This is a genomic window from Gemmobacter nectariphilus DSM 15620 (assembly GCF_000429765.1).
Lineage (GTDB): Bacteria > Pseudomonadota > Alphaproteobacteria > Rhodobacterales > Rhodobacteraceae > Wagnerdoeblera > Wagnerdoeblera nectariphila.
Window position 1 is genome coordinate 561,350 of the sequence record NZ_KE386949.1, and the last position, 17,427, is coordinate 578,776.

A 17,427-nucleotide genomic window follows, 5' to 3' on the forward strand; every position below is an offset into this window, starting at 1 on the left:
TGTCTCAGCGGCGGGCGGGGGCGCGGGAACCGCGCTTCTTGCCTGTCAGGCGGCTTTTCTCGATCAGGCCCTCGTACTGATGGGCCAGAAGGTGGCTTTGCACCTGGTTGATCGTATCCATCGTCACCGACACGACGATCAGCACCGACGTGCCACCAAAGTAGAAGGGCACGGCCAGTTGGTGGCGCAGAACTTCGGGCAGCAGGCAGACCGCCACCAGATAGAGCGAGCCCAGAACCAGGACGCGGTTGACGACGTATTCCAGATATTCCTCGGTCTTCTTGCCAGGGCGGATGCCGGGCACAAAGCCGGTCTGGTTCTTCAGGTTGTCCGCCACATCATCCGCCTTGAACGAGACGTTGTGGGTGTAGAAGTAGCTGAAGAACACGATCATGGCCGCGAAGAACAGCAGATAGAGCGGCTGCCCGGGCCCGAAATAGGCCAGGATCGTCGACATGATCGGTCCGGTCTGGCTGCCCGAGAAGGTCGAGATCGTGACCGGCAGCAGCAGCAGCGAGGACGAGAAGATCGCAGGAATGACGCCGGCGGGGTTGATCTTGATCGGCAGGTGGCTCGACCCGCCATCATAGACCTTCATGCCGACCTGGCGCCGGGGATACTGGATGTGGATCTTGCGCAGCGCGCGTTCCATGAACACGACAACCGCGATGACGACCACCACCATCACCAGAACGCCGATGATGACCGCCGGCGAAATCGCGCCCGAACGGCCCTGGCTGAAGAACTGCGCCAGCGCCGAGGGGATTTCCGCGACGATTCCGACGAAGATGATCAGCGAAATGCCGTTGCCGATGCCGCGCTGGGTGATCTGCTCGCCCAGCCACATCAGGAACATCGTGCCGCCGACCAGCGTGATCACAGCACCAAGGCGGAAGAACATGCCCGCGTCATGCGCAAGATCGCCGGCCTCAAGGCTGACCGCGATCCCCCAGGCCTGAAAAACCGCCAGCGCCACCGTGCCATAGCGCGTGTACTGGTTGATCTTCTTGCGGCCGGCCTCGCCCTCCTTCTTCAGCGCCATCAGGCTGGGGACCATCGACGACAGCAGCTGCACGATGATCGAGGCCGAGATATACGGCATGATCCCGAGCGCGAAGATGCCCATCCGGCTGATCGCGCCGCCGGTGAACATGTTGAGCATCCCGCCGATGCCGGCGGCAGCTTCGTCCATGAACTCCTTCAAGGCGGCAGCGTCGATACCCGGGACCGGGATATAGGTGCCCAGCCGGTAGACGATCAGCAGCCCGATGGTGAAGAAGATGCGTTGGCGCAGGTCGGTCGCCTTGCCGAGCGAGGCCCAGCTGAGGTTCGCCGCCATTTGCTCTGCAGCAGATGCCATGTCCGGTCTCTTTCATGACTGCGCCGCCGGACCGTTCTCCGGTCGGCGGCGCTGGAAAACTTGCGCAGATGTAAGCGGGGCAAGCCCCGCCTGCAACCGCTTATTCAGCCGCTGCGACCGTCTGGGCGGTCAGGGTGATCTTGCCGCCGGCTTTTTCGATGGCTTCCACCGCCGATTTCGACGCACCCGACACCACCAGCGTCAGCGCAGTGGCGATTTCGCCCTTGGCCAGAACACGGATACCGTCACGCTTGTGCGAGGTCACACCGGCCGCGACGATCGCGTCTTCGGTGATCTCGACCTTGGCGTCCAGCTTGCCGGCCTCGATGAACTTCTGGATCAGGCCCAGGTTCACCACCGCCCATTCCTTGCGATTCGGCTTGGTGAAGCCGCGCTTCGGCAGGCGGCGATACAGCGGCATCTGGCCGCCTTCGTAGCCGTTCAGCGCAACGCCCGAGCGCGATTTCTGGCCCTTGATACCACGGCCAGCGGTCTTGCCCTTGCCCGAGCCAGGGCCGCGCGCGACGCGCTTTTGCTTTTTGGCGGCGCCGTCGTTATCGCGAAGTTCGTTCAGTTTCATGTCGCTTCTCCTTGGCCGGAACTGCCCCGCCAGCGACGGATGGGGCAAACACGGCTTTTCTTGATTCTGATGGCAACAAGGCCACCGGGGGCGGATACACCCTTGGAGGCCATGTTGCAAGCCGGACCTGATCAGTCCTTCTCGGGAACGAACAGACCCCAGCCCTGCGGTGCAAAGCCGTGGATCGCGGCCAGAAGCGTCAGGCGTTCCTCGTGGGCCCAGATCGCCTCGAATGTGACCTTGCAGTTCTCGACGGTGATCTCGACCCAGCGGTCCTCGGGGCCATCGCCCTCATACCATTCGATCTCGTGGCCCAGCATCTCGACAGCATCGGTCAAGGCATCCCAATCGGCATCATCGGCCTCGGGGGCGAACTGGAAGTCAACTCCGGCGCGCTCGGGCAGATCGGCCGAGGCTGCCAGTTCGTTGAACACGGCTTGCGTTTCCGCTTTCTGGTCTTGCAGGTCCACGTTGGGTTCCTTCTGTAGCTATCTGGAAACGAGCACATTTGAGACGCCAAAACCAAGGTCTGGCTCGGACTGCGTCTACCGAACCCACACTTCCGTCACAAGAAGCCAACCGACATGTATATCGCAGCCAACGCTGTTCCTACTGAGTCGCAACCACGATGCTGCCTATCCGGGTGTTTGGGCCCCAATCCCGGTGGCGCAACTCCCCATTCACGATGTAGAGGTTCTTCACCAAGTACTCTTGTCGTTCATGCTCGCTTATTACGATGACCAGCTTCGCTTCGTCAGGGCCAAGTCCCGACAAGTATAGGTATGCCGAGTCACCTGTCTTTGGGGCCGCCTCCGAACTCTCAGCCATCTTCCGAACAACCGCATAGACATCAAGGTAAGAAGTAATCGTCTCATCTTGGAAGTAGCAGCCTCCTTCGATCGCCGTAAGGCCAATAGCAGTCAAAGCGCCGATGGCGATGGTGACTGGCGCTGTCAGGATCCCGAAGGCCGTCCCAGCTACACCTGCTGTTCCACCGATAATTCCGACTGTCCCTGCCGCCGAAGCGCCGGCAGCAGTTGACCCAATCATCGCGGCGCCCGAGGTCGAGTGGATTATCAGATAGTAGCCAGCGGCCTTTGCTCCCAAACCTGCAACAGTCGTTAATCCACCAGCCGTACCTATTGCGGCGGTCGCCTTCCCGCCAATTAATTCGCTCAGCCGATAGTCACAAATACCCGCGTGGATCGCATTGGACGACGCCACAAGGGCAACCGCGCCAACACAGGCAGTTCTCAGTGCCTTCCTCATCGAATGTACTCCCTATGCGCCCGAATAGTACGTTGGTTAGCAATCACCTCAAAACAAGTGTGCAATTAACAAAAAACCCCCGGCATGACTGCCGAGGGTCGTATGTTCACGAGGACAGCTCAGCGGCCCTCTGTCGTTGACGCGAGCTCAGCCGCGCTCTTCAATGATCTTCACAAGATGCGAGATCTTGTTGACCATGCCGCGAATCGAAGGGGTATCTTCCAGTTCACGGGTGCGGCGGACCTTGTTCAGGCCAAGGCCTTTCAGGGTCGCCGTCTGGATCGCGGGGCGACGGGCGGCCGAGGCCACCTGCTGCACGACGATGGTTTTCTTGGTCATCGCTCAGCTCCTCAGGCTTCGGCCGGGGCCGACTCGGCCTCGGGCTTCTTCAGGATGTCAGCGACTTTCTTGCCGCGACGCGCCGCCACCGAACGGGGCGAGGCTTCCTGCTTCAGACCGTCGATGGTCGCACGGATCATGTTGTAGGGGTTCTGCGAACCCAGCGACTTCGCAACAACGTCCTGCACGCCCAGCATCTCGAACACGGCGCGCATCGGGCCGCCGGCGATGATGCCGGTCCCCGGAACGGCGGTGCGCATCACGACCTTGCCGGCGCCGTGGCGGCCTTCCATGTCGTGGTGCAGGGTGCGGCCGTCGCGCAGGGCGACGCGGATCATGCTGCGCTTGGCCTGCTCGGTCGCCTTGCGGATCGCCTCGGGCACTTCTTTCGCCTTGCCCTTGCCGAAGCCGACGCGGCCGCGCTGGTCACCGACCACCACGAGAGCTGCAAAGCCGAAACGCTTGCCGCCCTTCACGGTTTTCGAGACGCGGTTGATCGCAACAAGACGATCGGCGAATTCCGGGGTCTCTTCGCGCTCTGCGCGACGTTCCCGGCGGTTTTCACGTTCTGCCATAGGGCATTCCTTCCGTGATGGCGCGCAATACACGCCAGACTTTGCCAATCCTGGTGAGCGGGCACAGCGCCCGCCCCCGGATCATCGGGGTGACATCGCTGTCACCCGCGTGGATCAGAACTTGAGGCCACCTTCACGGGCAGCGTCGGCCAGGGCCTTCACTTTGCCGTGGAACAGGAAGCCACCACGGTCGAAGTAGCAGGTTTCGATCCCTGCCGCCTTCGCCCGCTCGGCGATCGTCGAACCAACCTTGGCGGCAGCTTCGACGTTGTTCTTGCCGAAGAACCCCAGCTCTTTTTCCAGCGTCGAGGCGGCGGCAACGGTCACGCCGTTGACGTCGTCGATCAGCTGGGCGCTGATGTTCTTGTTCGAGCGGTGGACCGAGAGGCGCAGGCGCCCGTCGGCGGTTTTCCGCAGCTTGTTCCGAACGCGCAGGCGGCGTTTGATGAACAGCTCTCGTTTCGTGTTCGCCATTTTCGCAGCCCTTACTTCTTCTTGCCTTCCTTGCGGAAGACGTACTCACCCTTGTAGCGGATGCCTTTGCCCTTGTAGGGCTCGGGCTGACGCCATTCGCGGATGTTCGCGGCAACCTGGCCGACGATCTGCTGATCGATACCTTCGATCACGATCTCGGTCTGCTTCGGCGCCGTGACGGTGACTTCCTTCGGAGCGGCGAAGTTCACTTCGTGGCTGTAACCGAGCGACAGTTTCAGGTTGGTGCCCTGCATCTGCGCACGGTAGCCGACGCCCTGGATTTCAAGCTCTTTCTTGAAACCTTCGGTCACGCCAGTGACGAGGTTCGCCACCATCGACCGCGACATGCCCCACATGGAGCGTGCGCGCTTGGACGAGCCGCGCGGGGTGACTTTCACCTCGGAGCCGTCGATCACGATGGTCACGTCGTCGGGCGCGGTGAACTTGCGGGTGCCTTTCGGCCCCTTCACCTCGATGGTCTGGCCGGACAGGGTGGCGGAAACCCCCTTGGGCAGCCCGACGGGTTTTTTCCCAATACGAGACATTCCACCCTCCTCAGAACACGGTGCAAAGCACTTCGCCGCCAACGTTGGCAGCGCGTGCATTCGCGTCCGACAGGACACCCTTGGGCGTCGAGACGATGGCGACACCCAGACCGTTGCGCACCGACGGCAGCTCTTGCGAACCGGCGTAGACGCGGCGGCCCGGCTTGGAAACCCGCTTGATTTCGCGGATGACCGGGGTGCCTTCGAAGTATTTCAGGCTGATTTCCAGTGCGGGCTGGCCATTGGCATCGGTGGTGCGTTCGTAACCACGGATGTAGCCTTCGGCGGCGAGCACATCCAGCACCCAAGCGCGCAGCTTGGACGCGGGCGAAGTCACGGTGGACTTGCCGCGCATCTGCGCGTTGCGGATGCGGGTCAGCATATCGCCGAGCGGATCGTTCATCGACATGCGTGCCTCCTTACCAGCTCGACTTGACCATGCCCGGGATCTGGCCGAACGAGGCCAGTTCACGCAGCATGATCCGCGACAGCTTGAGCTTGCGATAGTAGGCGTGCGGACGCCCGGTCAGTTCGCAGCGGTTGTGCAGACGGGTCGCCGAGGAATTGCGCGGCAGTTCGGCCAGTTTCAGGCTGGCACGGAAGCGCTCTTCCATCGGTTTCGATTCGTCCTTGATGATCTCCTTGAGAGAAGCGCGCTTGCCAGCATACTGCTTGACCATCCGTGCGCGCTTTTTCTCGCGTTCGACCATGGATACTTTAGCCATTGTCCAATCCTCCCGCGATCAAGCCATGAAGGGCATGTTGAAGTGCTTCAACAGTGCCTTGGCTTCCGCGTCGGTTTTCGCGGTGGTGCAGATGATGATGTCCATGCCGAGGATCTCGTCGACCTTGTCGAAGTCGATCTCGGGGAACACGATGTGTTCCTTCAGGCCCATCGCGTAGTTGCCGCGGCCGTCGAACGAGTTGCCCTTGACGCCGCGGAAGTCACGCACGCGCGGCAGCGCGATGGTGATCAGGCGGTCCAGGAATTCGTACATGCGGTCGCCGCGCAGCGTCACCTTGCAGCCCAGCGGCATCTTCTCACGCACGCGGAAGCCGGCGATCGACTTCTTGGCGTGGGTGACAACCGCCTTTTGACCGGCGATCCGGGACAGTTCCTCGGCGGCCTGCTTGACCTTCTTGGTGTCCTTGACCGCTTCGCCGACGCCCATGTTCAGCACGATCTTCTCGAGCTTGGGCATCTGCATCGGGTTGGTGTAGCCGAATTCTTCTTTCATCGCCGCCTTGATGCGGTCGTTGAAGACAGTCTTCAGACGCGGGGTATAGGTAGCAGCGTCGAGCATCAGATCGCCTCCCCGGTGGTCTTGGCGAAGCGCACCTTCTTGCCGTCTTCCTCACGGAAGCCGACGCGGGTGGCCTTGCCGTTCTTGTCCAGCAGGGCGAGGTTCGACAGGTCGATCGGCATCGCCTTGGGGATGCGGCCGCCCTGGCTGGTGGCCGACTGGCGGGTGTGGCGAATGGCCACGTTCACGCCTTCGACAACTGCCTTGTTGTCCTTGGGCATGACCTGGGTGATTTCACCCTGCTTGCCCTTGTCCTTGCCGGTGAGCACGACGACCGTGTCACCCTTGCGGAGTTTCGCGGCCATTACAGCACCTCCGGCGCCAGCGAGATGATCTTCATGAAGTTCTTGGCACGCAGCTCGCGCACGACCGGCCCGAAGATACGGGTGCCGACCGGTTCGCCCTGGTTGTTCAGGATGACGGCGGCGTTACGGTCGAAACGGATCGAGGTGCCGTCTTCACGACGGACTTCCTTGGCGGTGCGAACGACGACGGCCTTGCGGACGTCACCTTTCTTCACGCGGCCCTTCGGAATCGCCTCCTTGACCGACACCACGATGATGTCGCCCACGGATGCGTAGCGGCGGTGCGAACCGCCCAGAACCTTGATGCACTGAACTCGGCGAGCGCCGGAGTTGTCAGCGACATCCAGATTGGTCTGCATCTGGATCATTGGTTGTCTCCCGACCTTTGGAGACGGTCATGCAGCTGACCGCCCCAGGGTTTCGTATAGGCGCGCGCCCTCAGGCGTTTGCCTCGGTCACGACGTGCCAGCGCTTGGTCTTGGAAATCGGCGCGCATTCAACGATGCGAACCGTATCGCCGGCCTTGAACTGGTTTTCCGGATCGTGCGCGCGATATTTCTTCGACTTGCGCACGGTCTTTTGCAGCAGCGGGTGCTTGAAGCGGCGCTCGACGAGAACGGTGATCGTCTGATCGTTCTTGTCCGAGGTCACGGTGCCTTGCAGGATACGACGGGGCATCTGAGGCTCCTTACTTCGCCGCCGCTTGCGCGGCCATTTCGTTCAGCACCGTCTTGATGCGTGCCACGTCCTTGCGGACCGTGTTCATGCGGGCGGTGTTTTCAAGTTGGTTGGTCGCCTGACGGAAGCGGAGGTTGAACGCCTCCTTCTTCAGCGCCACCAGCTGGTCACGCAGCTGGTCGGGCGTCTTTTCACGCAGTTCCTTGGCGTTCATGCGCCTTCTTCCTTTTCACAATCACCAGAGGGCCCCTGCGGTTTGCTCAGGGTCACCTTGAACCTGGTGGATCAATGACAGACGCGCGACTCCCGTGACCGGGAATCGTGCGATGCGTCTCCTTACAGGGGACCAGACACAGGGGCAAGGGAAACTTGGGCAATCGACCTTTGGCAGCAGCGATTGACAGCCAGGGTCCGGCCCGGCTCTGATGTCATCCGACCCGATCAAGGAACAGCCCATGGATGCCTCTCGCCTTGCCGCCCGCCTTCTGGATGTTATCGAACACGACATCCTGCCGCTGACCGCCCAGGGCGTTGCGCGCGGCAACAAGGTCTTTGGCGCGGCGATCCTGCGCAAGTCGGATCTGTCGCTTGTCCTCGCCGAGACCAACAATGAACTCGAGAACCCGCTCTGGCATGGCGAGGTTCACACCCTCAAGCGGTTCTATGAAATGGCCAGCCGCCCGGGGACCGGCGATCTGATCTTCCTGTCGACCCATGAACCCTGCACGATGTGCATGTCGGCGATCACCTGGGCAGGATTTGACAACTATTACTACTTCTTCAGCCACGAGGATTCGCGCGATGCCTTTGCCATCCCGCACGATCTGAGGATCCTCAAGGAGGTGTTCGGGCTGGAGCCGGGGGGCTATCGGCGCCACAACGCCTTCTGGGATGCGAACGCGCTGGCAGATATGGTCGCTGCGGCACCCGAGCCCGAGCAACGCCGGATGAAAGCCCAGTGGCGCCGCATTCTTGATACCTATGCCGAACTGTCGACCCGGTATCAGGCGGGCAAGTCCGACAACGACATTCCGCTGAATTGAAAAACCCCCGCCGGTTTCCCGGCAGGGGTCGCAGGGCGGGGGTAACCCCGCCAAACCCATGATCTTGGGCTTACCAGTCTTCGCGGGCGACCACGCGGCTGGTGACCGGCAGCTTCATCGCACCAAGGCGCAGAGCCTCACGCGCGATGGTTTCAGACACGCCGTCGATCTCGAACATGATCCGGCCCGGTTTGACCTTGCAGGCCCAGTAGTCCACCGAGCCCTTGCCTTTACCCATCCGCACCTCGGTCGGCTTCGACGAGACCGGCACGTCCGGGAACACGCGAATCCAGACGCGGCCCTGACGCTTCATGTGACGGGTGATCGCGCGGCGGGCCGCTTCGATCTGGCGGGCGGTGACCCGCTCCGGTTCGGTTGCCTTCAGGGCGAACGAGCCGAAGTTCAGGGCGAAACCGCCCTTGGCTTCGCCGTGGATGCGGCCCTTGTGCTGTTTGCGGAACTTGGTCCGTTTCGGTTGCAGCATTGTTCCCTACTCCCCTCAGGCGCGTTCGCGGTCGCGGCGCGGGCGCGGCCCCGGAGCGTCGTTGCCTTCGGCAGCGCGACGGTCACGGGCCTGCGGATCATGTTCCATGATCTCGCCCTTGAAGATCCAAACCTTGACGCCGATGATCCCATAGGGGGTCGACGCTTCGGACAGCGCATAGTCGATGTCGGCGCGCAGCGTGTGCAGCGGCACGCGGCCTTCACGGTACCATTCGGTCCGCGCGATTTCGGCCCCACCCAGACGACCCGACACGTTCACCCGGATCCCCAGGGCGCCCATGCGCATCGCGTTCTGAACGGCGCGCTTCATGGCGCGGCGGAACGACACCCGGCGTTCCATCTGCTGGGCGATCGACTCGGCCACCAGCTGGGCATCGACTTCCGGCTTGCGGACTTCGACGATGTTCAGGTGCAGTTCGGACTTGGTGAAGTTCGACAGCTTCTTGCGCAGCGTCTCGATATCCGCACCCTTCTTCCCGATGATGACGCCGGGACGGGCGGTGTGGATGGTGACGCGGCACTTCTTGTGCGGGCGCTCGATGATGACGCGCGAGACACCGGCCTGCTTGACTTCCTCATGGATGAAGTCGCGCATTTTCAGGTCTTCGAGCAGCAGGTTGCCGTAATCCTTCGAGTCGGCATACCAGCGGCTGTCCCAGGTGCGGTTGACCTGGAGACGCATCCCGATCGGGTTGACCTTCTGACCCATTACGCAGTCTCCCCTTTCTGACGCACCTTGATCGTGATCTCGGCGAAGGGTTTCATGATCTTGCCAAAGCGACCACGGGCGCGCGGACGGCCCCGCTTCAGGGTGATGTTCTTGCCGACCCAGGCTTCGGCGACGACCAGTTCGTCGACGTCAAGGCCATGGTTGTTCTCGGCGTTGGCGATGGCCGACTGAAGGCACTTCTTCACGTCGCCAGCGATACGCTTCTTCGAGAAGGTGAGGTCGGCCAGAGCCTTGTCCACCTTCTTGCCGCGGATCATCGCCGCCACCAGGTTCAGCTTCTGCGGGCTGACCTTGAGCATGCGCGCGACCGCCATTGCCTCGTTGTCCGCCACGCGGCGCGGATTTTTCTCCATACCCATGGCTTACTTCCTCTTGGCTTTCTTGTCGGCCGCGTGACCGTAGTAGGTCCGGGTCGGAGAATATTCGCCGAACTTCTGACCAATCATCTCCTCGGTCACGGCGACCGGGACATGCTTGTGGCCGTTATAGACGGCGAAGGTCAGGCCCACGAACTGCGGCAGGATGGTAGAACGGCGCGACCAGATCTTGATGACCTCGCCACGACCCGATTCCCGAGCTTTCTCGGCCTTCTTGAGGACGTAAGCGTCGACAAAGGGGCCTTTCCAAACAGAGCGCGACATGGATCAGCGTCCCTTCTTCTTCGCGTGACGCGAACGGACGATATACTTGTCCGTCTGCTTGTTGGAGCGGGTCCGGTTGCCCTTGGTGCCCTTGCCCCACGGAGTGACCGGGTGACGGCCGCCCGAAGTCCGGCCTTCACCACCGCCGTGCGGGTGGTCGATCGGGTTCATGGCAACGCCGCGGACAGTCGGGCGAACGCCCATGTGCCGCTTGCGGCCAGCCTTGCCCAGGTTCTGGTTCGAGTTGTCCGGGTTCGACACGGCGCCGATGGTCGCCATGCATTCCTGACGCACCATCCGCAGCTCGCCCGAGGACAGGCGGATCTGCGCATAGCCGCCGTCACGGCCGACGAACTGCGCGTAGGTGCCAGCCGCACGAGCGATCTGGCCGCCCTTGCCCGGCTTCATTTCGACGTTGTGAACGATCGTGCCGATCGGCATGCCCGAGAACGGCATCGCGTTGCCCGGCTTGACGTCGACTTTCGCACCCGCGATCACCTTGTCGCCAACGGCGAGGCGCTGCGGCGCGATGATGTAGTTCACTTCACCATCTTCATAGCGGATCAGCGCGATGAAGGCGGTCCGGTTCGGATCGTATTCGATCCGCTCGACGGTGGCCGCCACGTCGAACTTGCGACGCTTGAAGTCCACGATGCGGTAAAGGCGCTTGGCGCCGCCGCCCTTGTGCCACATCGTGACGCGTCCGGTGTTGTTCCGTCCGCCCGTTTTAACGAGACCCTCGGTGAGTCCCTTGACGGGGCGGCCTTTCCAAAGCTCCGAACGGTCGATCAGCACCAGCCCACGCTGGCCAGGCGTCGTAGGTTTGTACGACTTGAGTGCCATGTTTCTGTCTTCCGTCTGCTGCGGGTCTTGCGACCCGGGTTATAGGGCCCCGAAGGTCCCCGGTTCAGGTTCCGCCCCCCGCGCAAGGCGGAAACCGGAAAAATCCACGGCCCCGGAAACCCGGGGCCGCGAGATTCGCTGGCCTTCTATCAGAGGCCGGTAGAGACGTCGATGGTGTTTCCTTCCTCGAGCGTCACATAGGCTTTCTTCACGTCGGAACGGACGCCGGGGCGGCCGCGGAAACGCTTGGTCTTGCCTTTGGTGATGGTGGTGTTCACCGCCTTCACCTTGACGCCGAAGACTTGCTCGACCGCTGCCTTGATTTCCGGCTTGGTCGAATCCATCGCGACTTCAAACACCACTGCGCCGTTTTCGGACGCCATGGTCGCTTTCTCGGTGATCACCGGACGGCGGATCACGTCGTACTGTTCGGGCTTCGCGCTCATTTCAGGCGTGCCTCCAAGGCTTCGACACCCGCCTTGGTGATGACCAGAACATCACGCTTGAGGATGTCATAGACGTTGGCACCGATGCCGGGCAGCACGTCGATGCCTTCCAGGTTGCGCGCGGCCTTGACGAAGTTCTCGTCGATGGCGGCGCCGTCGATGATCAGCGCGCGCTTCCAGCCGAGAGCTTCGCGCGCCTTGGCCAGCTGAGAGGTCTTGGCATCGGCAAGGGTTGCCGCTTCCAGAACCACCAGCTCACCCGCCTTGGCCTTGGCCGACAGCGCGTGCTTGAGGCCAAGCGCACGGAACTTCTTGGTCAGCTCGTGGGCGTGCGAGCGCGGGGTCGGGCCTTTGTAGACGCCACCCTTGCGGAAGATCGGCGCCTTGCGCGAGCCGTGGCGTGCGCCGCCCGTGCCCTTCTGGCGATAGATCTTCTTGGTCGAGTAGCTCACATCGGACTTGCCCAGCGTCGCATGGGTGCCGGCCTGGGCTTTCGCCCGCTGCCAGCGCACCACGCGGTGCAGGATGTCGGCGCGCGGCTCAAGACCGAACAGCGCCTCGTCCAGCTCGATCTCGCCAGCCTTGCCGCCGTCGAGCTTGATCACATCAAGTTTCATGCTTCACCCCCTTCGGCAGCCACTTCGGCAGCCGGAGCAGCGGCGGCGCGGACCGCGGCGGGTTTCGGAGCTTCGGCGTGAGCCGGCTTCTTGACCGCATCCTTGATCGTCACCCAGCCGCCACGCGAACCGGGAACCGCACCCTTGACCAAGATCAGGCCCCGCTCGGCGTCGGTCTTGACGACTTGCAGGTTCTGGGTGGTCACGCGGACGGCGCCCATGTGGCCAGCCATCTTCTTGCCTTTGAACACCTTGCCGGGGTCCTGGCACTGGCCGGTCGAGCCGTGCGAGCGGTGGCTGATCGACACACCGTGCGAGGCGCGCAGACCGCCGAAGTTGTGCCGCTTCATCGCACCGGCAAAGCCTTTACCGATCGAGGTGCCGGCGATGTCCACGAACTGACCGGGCACATAGTGCTCGGCCGAGATCTCGGCGCCAACGTCGATCAGGTTGTCCGCGGTGACGCGGAACTCGGCCAGCTTGCGCTTGGGCGCGACATTCGCTTTCGCGAAATGCCCGCGCATCCCGGCGCTGGTGCGCTTGGCTTTCGCAGTGCCCGCGCCGAGCTGGACGGCCGTGTAGCCATCCTTGTCGGCGGTGCGCTGCGCGACCACTTGCAGGTTGTCCAGTTGCAGAACCGTTACAGGAATCTGCTTACCATCTTCCAGGAACAGCCGGGTCATGCCCAGCTTCTTGGCGATAACTCCAGAGCGCATCGTGATGCCCCCTTACACTTTGATCTCGACATCCACGCCGGCGGCGAGGTCGAGCTTCATCAGCGCGTCCACCGTCTGCGGGGTCGGATCCACGATATCGAGCATACGTTTGTGGGTACGAATTTCCCACTGGTCGCGCGACTTCTTGTCGATGTGCGGTCCACGGAGAACCGTGAACTTTTCGATCTTGTTCGGCAGCGGGATCGGGCCACGCACTTGTGCGCCGGTCCGCTTGGCCGTGTTGACGATTTCCTGCGTCGAGGCATCCAGGACGCGGTAATCGAAGGCCTTGAGCCGGATGCGGATTGTTTGTCCAGACATCTGATTATCCTTCGGAGTGGAGGGGTGGGACCTTAATCCCACCCTACCGCGATATTACTTGAGGATTTTGGAGACGACGCCGGCGCCGACGGTGCGGCCGCCTTCACGGATGGCGAAGCGCAGCTTTTCTTCCATGGCGATCGGGGCGATCAGCTCGACCTCGAACTTCAGGTTGTCGCCCGGCATCACCATCTCGGTGCCTTCCGGCAGCTTCACGGTGCCGGTCACGTCCGTCGTGCGGAAGTAGAACTGCGGGCGGTAGTTCGCAAAGAACGGGGTGTGACGGCCGCCTTCTTCCTTGGTCAGGATGTAGGCTTCGGCTTCGAAGTGGGTGTGCGGCATCACCGATTTCGGCTTGCACAGCACCTGGCCACGTTCCACGCCTTCACGGTCGACGCCGCGCAGCAGCGCGCCGATGTTGTCGCCAGCCTCGCCGCGGTCCAGCAGCTTGCGGAACATTTCCACGCCGGTCACGGTCGACTTGGTGGTCGGGCGGATGCCGACGATCTCGACTTCGTCACCGACGTTGATCACGCCACGTTCCACACGGCCGGTCACCACGGTGCCACGGCCCGAGATCGAGAACACGTCTTCGATCGGCATCAGGAACGGCTGGTCGACAGCGCGCGCCGGGGTCGGGATGTATTCGTCGACAGCGGCCAGCAGCGCGCGGATCGAGTTCTCGCCGATTTCCGGATCACGGCCTTCCATCGCCGCCAGGGCCGAGCCCTTGACGATCGGAATGTCGTCGCCGGGGTAGTCGTACGACGACAGCAGCTCGCGCACTTCCATCTCGACCAGTTCCAGCAGTTCCGGGTCATCCACCTGGTCGACCTTGTTCAGGTAGACGACCATGTAGGGAATGCCGACCTGACGGCCCAGCAGGATGTGCTCGCGCGTTTGCGGCATCGGGCCGTCGGCAGCGTTCACCACCAGGATCGCGCCGTCCATCTGCGCGGCGCCGGTGATCATGTTCTTCACATAGTCGGCGTGGCCGGGGCAGTCGACGTGGGCGTAGTGACGCGCTTCGGTTTCGTATTCGACGTGGGCGGTCGAGATCGTGATCCCGCGAGCCCGCTCTTCCGGCGCGCCGTCGATCTGGTCGTAAGCCTTGAATTCGCCGAAGTATTTCGTGATCGCAGCCGTCAGCGTCGTCTTGCCGTGGTCAACGTGACCGATCGTCCCGATGTTCACGTGCGGTTTCGTACGTTCAAACTTTGCCTTCGCCATGGCGCAGCCATCCCATGCTTGGGGGCCCCCGCAGGCGCGGCCGGCCCGATTCAACACCGCGCGCCGTGTATCGGCTGGCACGGGAAATTTCAAGCGCCGTTGCGCATTTGCCTGGGCGCGGATCCGCGGTTACTTGACCGGCGCTGCCGGGACGCTGACGATGGGCTTGGCGTTCGGGTCGAAGAACTGCGGATTTTTCGACAGCCAGTCCTCGATGGCGAGGGCGGCGTTGAACGACAGGTTCGCCATCTGCTCTTCGGCGGTCTTGGTCAGGCCGGTGCCGACGACCGAATCCCCCGACAGCGTTTCGAACACAGTCAGCTGCTGAGGCTTGGGGTTCAGCACCTTGCCGCCTTCGGTGTCGGTGATCAGCGTGACCGAGACGATCAGCACCGATTTCGGCGAGACCAGCAGCGGCACGCCGGGCGGGGCCAGCGCATAGCCATCGACGTTGACGCCCAGGTGATAGAACGTATCGCCGTCGATCCGGTCGAACCGCTCGCGCACCGCCTTGGTCAGCGCGGTGGTCCACTGATCCGCCGTCGCATCGCGCGAAATCGGTGCCTTGGTCGCCTTGTCGGCGATGACGGCCACATGGCCCAGCTTGAAATGCGACAGTTCGGCGGGGGGCGCGTTCAGGCCGGTGCGGGTTTCGCAGGCGGCCAGCGCAAGCGTGGCAGCGGTCAGGGCAATCAGGCGGAATGCGGTCATCGGGGTTCTCCGTTGGCCGCACCGCCATAGCGGAAAGCTGCATCCGGGGCAACGCCCGCCCCCGCGGACTGCCCCGTTTCCGCCGATCGCGCTTGACCGGCGCCCTGCGCCGTGCGCCCATCGCCTTGGCCAGCCCATGGAGTCGCTCATGCCGTCCAAATCCGCCCTTGTCGCCTTGCTGATCTGTTCCACGATGGCCGCCCCGCTGCGCGCGGAAACCCCGTTGACGCTTGAGATCGGATTTTCCCAGAAGGCGCTGAAAGAGCTGGCAAGTCTTTCGGAAATGGTCACGGTTTCGGCCTTCTTCTTTGGCGAGCCCGCCCAGGGCGCGACGATCGAGCCGGACGAGGAAGGGCTGATCTTTCTGGGGCTGGAAGAACATGTGATCTGGCCGGTGCCGCAAAAGGTGCTGCTGGGGGCGAATCTGGGCTCGATGCCGCTGACGCAGGTTGTCTCGCCGCAGGTGAACGTGAACGTCTATTCCGCCCGCTTCGGCGCCGAGGACAACCTGCTGGATTGCGCGCTGGTCGATGGCCCCGTGCAGGACCTTGCGGGCAAGGTCTTGCCGATCGATTGCAAGCTGATCGGGGAATAGGTCGGCGGTAGGGGGCAAGGAAAGTCAGGGCCCGATTCCCCCTTGACCCGCCGCGCGGGCTGGCTTAACCCCTGCGCCACGGCCTAGGGGTATAGCTCAGTTGGTAGAGCATCGGTCTCCAAAACCGAGGGTCGCGGGTTCGAGTCCTGCTGCCCCTGCCAGGTCGTAATGCGCTGCATCCGGTGCAGCAGGTTTTATCCCCGATACAATGTTCGATCCTGGGCCGGGCGGCCTGGGTTTCCTGGTTTTTCTATCGGTATCGGGACGGGCGCATCGTGAAAACGCGAATCGACGCAATCCTCCATCAGGAAGGCGACAGCGCCTACGGTCTTGCTTTTCCGCAGTTTCCGGGCTGCCTTTCGGCCGCCGACCGTATCGAGGATTTGCCGGCAATGGCCGCCGAGGCGCTTGGGCTCTGGTTCGAGATGCCAGCGCCCAAGGTATGCGTGCAGGATCTGCAAGCGCTGGGACAGCGCGATCTGGCTGACGGGTGCCAGATCGCGCTGGTCGTCGAGTCACAGGTCCCGCTGATTGCGCGGCCCTAACCGCGCCCGCCCCAGATGCGCGCCACATCCAGCATCCGGCAGGAAAAGCCCCATTCGTTGTCATACCAGCCAAAGACCCGCACCAGCCCGCCGCCGGTGACGGCGGTTTCGCGCAGGGCCATGACAATGCTTTCCGGCCGTGCCCGCAGGTCGGACGACACCAGCGGCTTGCCGGTCCAGCCGATCACCCCGCCGGCCGCTTGCAAGGCGGCGTTCACCTCGGCCACCGTGACGGCGCGCGCGGGGCGGAAGGTCAGGTCGATGGCCGAGACGCTGGCGACCGGCACCCGGACCGCAGCGCAAGAGATGCACCCGGCCAGCTCTGGCAAGACCCGGTCCATCAGCCGCCCGGCGCTGGTCGTCGTCGGCACCATCGACAGCGCGGCGGCGCGCGAGCGGGCCGGATCGCCGCGCGGCGCATCCACGGTGGGCTGGCTGCCGGTATAGCAATGGATGGTCGTCATCCACCCGGTTTCGACGCCAAAGGCCCCATGCAACGCCCGCACCAGGGGCGCCAGCGCATTGGTCGTGCAAGAGGCATTCGAGATCACCCGCATATGCGGATCGAGCGCCGCATCATTCGCGCCCAGCACCACGGTGAACTCGGCGGCCTCGGACGGGCCCGAGATCAGCACCCGATGCGCCCCGGCCGCAAGCCCGCGGCCCGAGATTTCGACGCTGTCAGCCTTGCCGGTGCATTCCATCACCAGATCGACATCGGACAGATCGAGCCGCGACAGATCGCCCTCGCGCGTCAGGCGCATCCGGTGCGGGCCTGCGATCAGGGCGCCTTCTTCCAGCCGGACCTCGCCGGGAAAGCGGCCAAAGACGCTGTCGTATTCCAGCAGATAGGCACAATCCTCGGGGCTGGCGATATCGTTGATGGCAACGATCTGCACCTCGGGCCAGCCGCCACCGGCCCAGGCCCGCAGCACGGTCCGCCCGATCCGCCCGAACCCGTTGATCGCCACCCGAAGCTGTTTCGTCATCGCCTGCCCTCCGACTCGCGGGGTCAATCTGCGCCCCGATGCGGGCAGATGCCAGAGCCGAAACGGC

Annotated in this window: 30 protein-coding genes and 1 tRNA gene; 4 read left to right on the forward strand and 27 right to left on the reverse strand. The window is 63.1% G+C overall.

The window, feature by feature from the left end; genetic code table 11:
• Positions 1-4 precede the first annotated feature (4 nt).
• The 15 genes from secY to rpmC all read right to left on the reverse strand — a co-directional run bounded on the left by secY (position 5) and on the right by rpmC (position 7,643).
• Positions 5-1,360, reverse strand: coding sequence for a preprotein translocase subunit SecY (gene secY / locus G481_RS0121450; RefSeq protein WP_028031829.1), 1,356 nt, complete (start codon positions 1,358-1,360; stop codon positions 5-7).
• Positions 1,361-1,460: 100 nt separating this feature from the next.
• Positions 1,461-1,940, reverse strand: a complete 480-nt coding sequence (gene rplO, locus G481_RS0121455; protein WP_028031830.1) for a 50S ribosomal protein L15 — start codon at positions 1,938-1,940, stop codon at positions 1,461-1,463.
• A gap of 131 nt (positions 1,941-2,071) precedes the next feature.
• On the reverse strand, positions 2,072-2,410 hold the full coding sequence (locus tag G481_RS0121460) for a ribonuclease E inhibitor RraB (RefSeq protein WP_028031831.1): 339 nt from the start codon (positions 2,408-2,410) through the stop codon (positions 2,072-2,074).
• 139 nt (positions 2,411-2,549) lie between these two features.
• A complete protein-coding gene (locus G481_RS24855) occupies positions 2,550-3,209 on the reverse strand; it encodes a hypothetical protein (protein WP_035026913.1) in 660 nt (219 codons plus the stop codon).
• Positions 3,210-3,356: 147 nt separating this feature from the next.
• Positions 3,357-3,548 carry a 50S ribosomal protein L30 gene (gene rpmD, locus G481_RS0121470; RefSeq protein WP_028031833.1) on the reverse strand — a complete coding sequence of 64 codons (192 nt, stop codon included), beginning with the start codon at positions 3,546-3,548 and terminating at the stop codon, positions 3,357-3,359.
• A gap of 11 nt (positions 3,549-3,559) precedes the next feature.
• Positions 3,560-4,123 carry a 30S ribosomal protein S5 gene (gene rpsE, locus G481_RS0121475; protein ID WP_028031834.1) on the reverse strand — a complete coding sequence of 188 codons (564 nt, stop codon included), beginning with the start codon at positions 4,121-4,123 and terminating at the stop codon, positions 3,560-3,562.
• Between the two features lie 114 nt (positions 4,124-4,237).
• On the reverse strand, positions 4,238-4,597 hold the full coding sequence (gene rplR / locus G481_RS0121480; protein WP_028031835.1) for a 50S ribosomal protein L18: 360 nt from the start codon (positions 4,595-4,597) through the stop codon (positions 4,238-4,240).
• A gap of 11 nt (positions 4,598-4,608) precedes the next feature.
• On the reverse strand, positions 4,609-5,142 hold the full coding sequence (gene rplF, locus G481_RS0121485) for a 50S ribosomal protein L6 (protein ID WP_028031836.1): 534 nt from the start codon (positions 5,140-5,142) through the stop codon (positions 4,609-4,611).
• A 10-nt stretch (positions 5,143-5,152) separates the two neighbouring features.
• Positions 5,153-5,551 (reverse strand): 30S ribosomal protein S8, encoded by a 399-nt coding sequence (rpsH, locus tag G481_RS0121490; protein ID WP_028031837.1) that lies wholly within the window; start codon positions 5,549-5,551, stop codon positions 5,153-5,155.
• A 10-nt stretch (positions 5,552-5,561) separates the two neighbouring features.
• Positions 5,562-5,867: a 30S ribosomal protein S14 gene (rpsN, locus tag G481_RS0121495; protein ID WP_028031838.1), complete on the reverse strand. Its 306-nt coding sequence runs from the start codon at positions 5,865-5,867 to the stop codon at positions 5,562-5,564.
• Between the two features lie 18 nt (positions 5,868-5,885).
• A complete protein-coding gene (gene rplE, locus G481_RS0121500; protein WP_035026915.1) occupies positions 5,886-6,446 on the reverse strand; it encodes a 50S ribosomal protein L5 in 561 nt (186 codons plus the stop codon).
• Positions 6,446-6,751: a 50S ribosomal protein L24 gene (gene rplX, locus G481_RS0121505; protein ID WP_028031840.1), complete on the reverse strand. Its 306-nt coding sequence runs from the start codon at positions 6,749-6,751 to the stop codon at positions 6,446-6,448. The genes rplE and rplX overlap by 1 nt, the downstream gene beginning before the upstream one ends.
• Positions 6,751-7,119, reverse strand: coding sequence for a 50S ribosomal protein L14 (rplN, locus tag G481_RS0121510; protein ID WP_023666245.1), 369 nt, complete (start codon positions 7,117-7,119; stop codon positions 6,751-6,753). The genes rplX and rplN overlap by 1 nt, the downstream gene beginning before the upstream one ends.
• A 70-nt stretch (positions 7,120-7,189) precedes the next feature.
• Positions 7,190-7,429, reverse strand: a complete 240-nt coding sequence (gene rpsQ, locus G481_RS0121515) for a 30S ribosomal protein S17 (RefSeq protein ID WP_028031841.1) — start codon at positions 7,427-7,429, stop codon at positions 7,190-7,192.
• Between the two features lie 10 nt (positions 7,430-7,439).
• Positions 7,440-7,643, reverse strand: coding sequence for a 50S ribosomal protein L29 (rpmC, locus tag G481_RS0121520; RefSeq protein WP_028031842.1), 204 nt, complete (start codon positions 7,641-7,643; stop codon positions 7,440-7,442).
• A gap of 241 nt (positions 7,644-7,884) precedes the next feature.
• Here rpmC and G481_RS0121525 point away from each other — a divergent pair, with 241 nt between their 5' ends.
• Positions 7,885-8,472, forward strand: a complete 588-nt coding sequence (locus G481_RS0121525; RefSeq protein ID WP_028031843.1) for a tRNA-specific adenosine deaminase — start codon at positions 7,885-7,887, stop codon at positions 8,470-8,472.
• Between the two features lie 70 nt (positions 8,473-8,542).
• Here the strand turns inward: G481_RS0121525 and rplP are convergent, their stop codons facing one another.
• The 11 genes from rplP to G481_RS0121580 form a co-directional block, all read right to left on the reverse strand.
• On the reverse strand, positions 8,543-8,956 hold the full coding sequence (rplP, locus tag G481_RS0121530; RefSeq protein WP_028031844.1) for a 50S ribosomal protein L16: 414 nt from the start codon (positions 8,954-8,956) through the stop codon (positions 8,543-8,545).
• A gap of 15 nt (positions 8,957-8,971) precedes the next feature.
• Positions 8,972-9,685, reverse strand: a complete 714-nt coding sequence (gene rpsC, locus G481_RS0121535; RefSeq protein WP_028031845.1) for a 30S ribosomal protein S3 — start codon at positions 9,683-9,685, stop codon at positions 8,972-8,974.
• Positions 9,685-10,065, reverse strand: coding sequence for a 50S ribosomal protein L22 (gene rplV / locus G481_RS0121540; protein WP_035026920.1), 381 nt, complete (start codon positions 10,063-10,065; stop codon positions 9,685-9,687). The genes rpsC and rplV overlap by 1 nt, the downstream gene beginning before the upstream one ends.
• A 3-nt stretch (positions 10,066-10,068) precedes the next feature.
• Positions 10,069-10,347: a 30S ribosomal protein S19 gene (gene rpsS, locus G481_RS0121545; protein ID WP_028031847.1), complete on the reverse strand. Its 279-nt coding sequence runs from the start codon at positions 10,345-10,347 to the stop codon at positions 10,069-10,071.
• A 3-nt stretch (positions 10,348-10,350) separates the two neighbouring features.
• Entirely contained in the window at positions 10,351-11,190 is an 840-nt protein-coding gene (rplB, locus tag G481_RS0121550; RefSeq protein WP_028031848.1) for a 50S ribosomal protein L2, read from the reverse strand.
• A gap of 149 nt (positions 11,191-11,339) precedes the next feature.
• A complete protein-coding gene (locus tag G481_RS0121555; RefSeq protein WP_028031849.1) occupies positions 11,340-11,636 on the reverse strand; it encodes a 50S ribosomal protein L23 in 297 nt (98 codons plus the stop codon).
• Complete coding sequence (rplD, locus tag G481_RS0121560) at positions 11,633-12,253, reverse strand: 50S ribosomal protein L4 (protein WP_028031850.1); 621 nt, start codon at positions 12,251-12,253, stop codon at positions 11,633-11,635. The genes G481_RS0121555 and rplD overlap by 4 nt, the downstream gene beginning before the upstream one ends.
• Positions 12,250-12,969 carry a 50S ribosomal protein L3 gene (gene rplC / locus G481_RS0121565; protein ID WP_028031851.1) on the reverse strand — a complete coding sequence of 240 codons (720 nt, stop codon included), beginning with the start codon at positions 12,967-12,969 and terminating at the stop codon, positions 12,250-12,252. The genes rplD and rplC overlap by 4 nt, the downstream gene beginning before the upstream one ends.
• A 12-nt stretch (positions 12,970-12,981) precedes the next feature.
• Positions 12,982-13,290, reverse strand: coding sequence for a 30S ribosomal protein S10 (rpsJ, locus tag G481_RS0121570; protein ID WP_028031852.1), 309 nt, complete (start codon positions 13,288-13,290; stop codon positions 12,982-12,984).
• A 54-nt stretch (positions 13,291-13,344) separates the two neighbouring features.
• Positions 13,345-14,520 (reverse strand): elongation factor Tu, encoded by a 1,176-nt coding sequence (tuf, locus tag G481_RS0121575; RefSeq protein WP_028030312.1) that lies wholly within the window; start codon positions 14,518-14,520, stop codon positions 13,345-13,347.
• A 129-nt stretch (positions 14,521-14,649) separates the two neighbouring features.
• Positions 14,650-15,231: a hypothetical protein gene (locus G481_RS0121580; protein ID WP_028031853.1), complete on the reverse strand. Its 582-nt coding sequence runs from the start codon at positions 15,229-15,231 to the stop codon at positions 14,650-14,652.
• Positions 15,232-15,379: 148 nt separating this feature from the next.
• Here G481_RS0121580 and G481_RS0121585 point away from each other — a divergent pair, with 148 nt between their 5' ends.
• From G481_RS0121585 to G481_RS25305, 3 genes are all read left to right on the forward strand, one after another.
• Positions 15,380-15,826: a hypothetical protein gene (locus G481_RS0121585; RefSeq protein ID WP_028031854.1), complete on the forward strand. Its 447-nt coding sequence runs from the start codon at positions 15,380-15,382 to the stop codon at positions 15,824-15,826.
• An 85-nt stretch (positions 15,827-15,911) separates the two neighbouring features.
• Positions 15,912-15,987: transfer RNA gene (locus tag G481_RS0121590), tRNA-Trp, on the forward strand.
• 114 nt (positions 15,988-16,101) lie between these two features.
• On the forward strand, positions 16,102-16,371 hold the full coding sequence (locus G481_RS25305) for a type II toxin-antitoxin system HicB family antitoxin (RefSeq protein WP_084451186.1): 270 nt from the start codon (positions 16,102-16,104) through the stop codon (positions 16,369-16,371).
• Here G481_RS25305 and G481_RS0121600 read toward each other — a convergent pair.
• The gene (locus tag G481_RS0121600; RefSeq protein ID WP_028031855.1) at positions 16,368-17,360 is read right to left on the reverse strand and encodes a type I glyceraldehyde-3-phosphate dehydrogenase; all 993 of its coding nucleotides are present in this window, start codon (positions 17,358-17,360) and stop codon (positions 16,368-16,370) included. The genes G481_RS25305 and G481_RS0121600 overlap by 4 nt on opposite strands.
• Between the last annotated feature and the right edge of the window lie 67 nt (positions 17,361-17,427).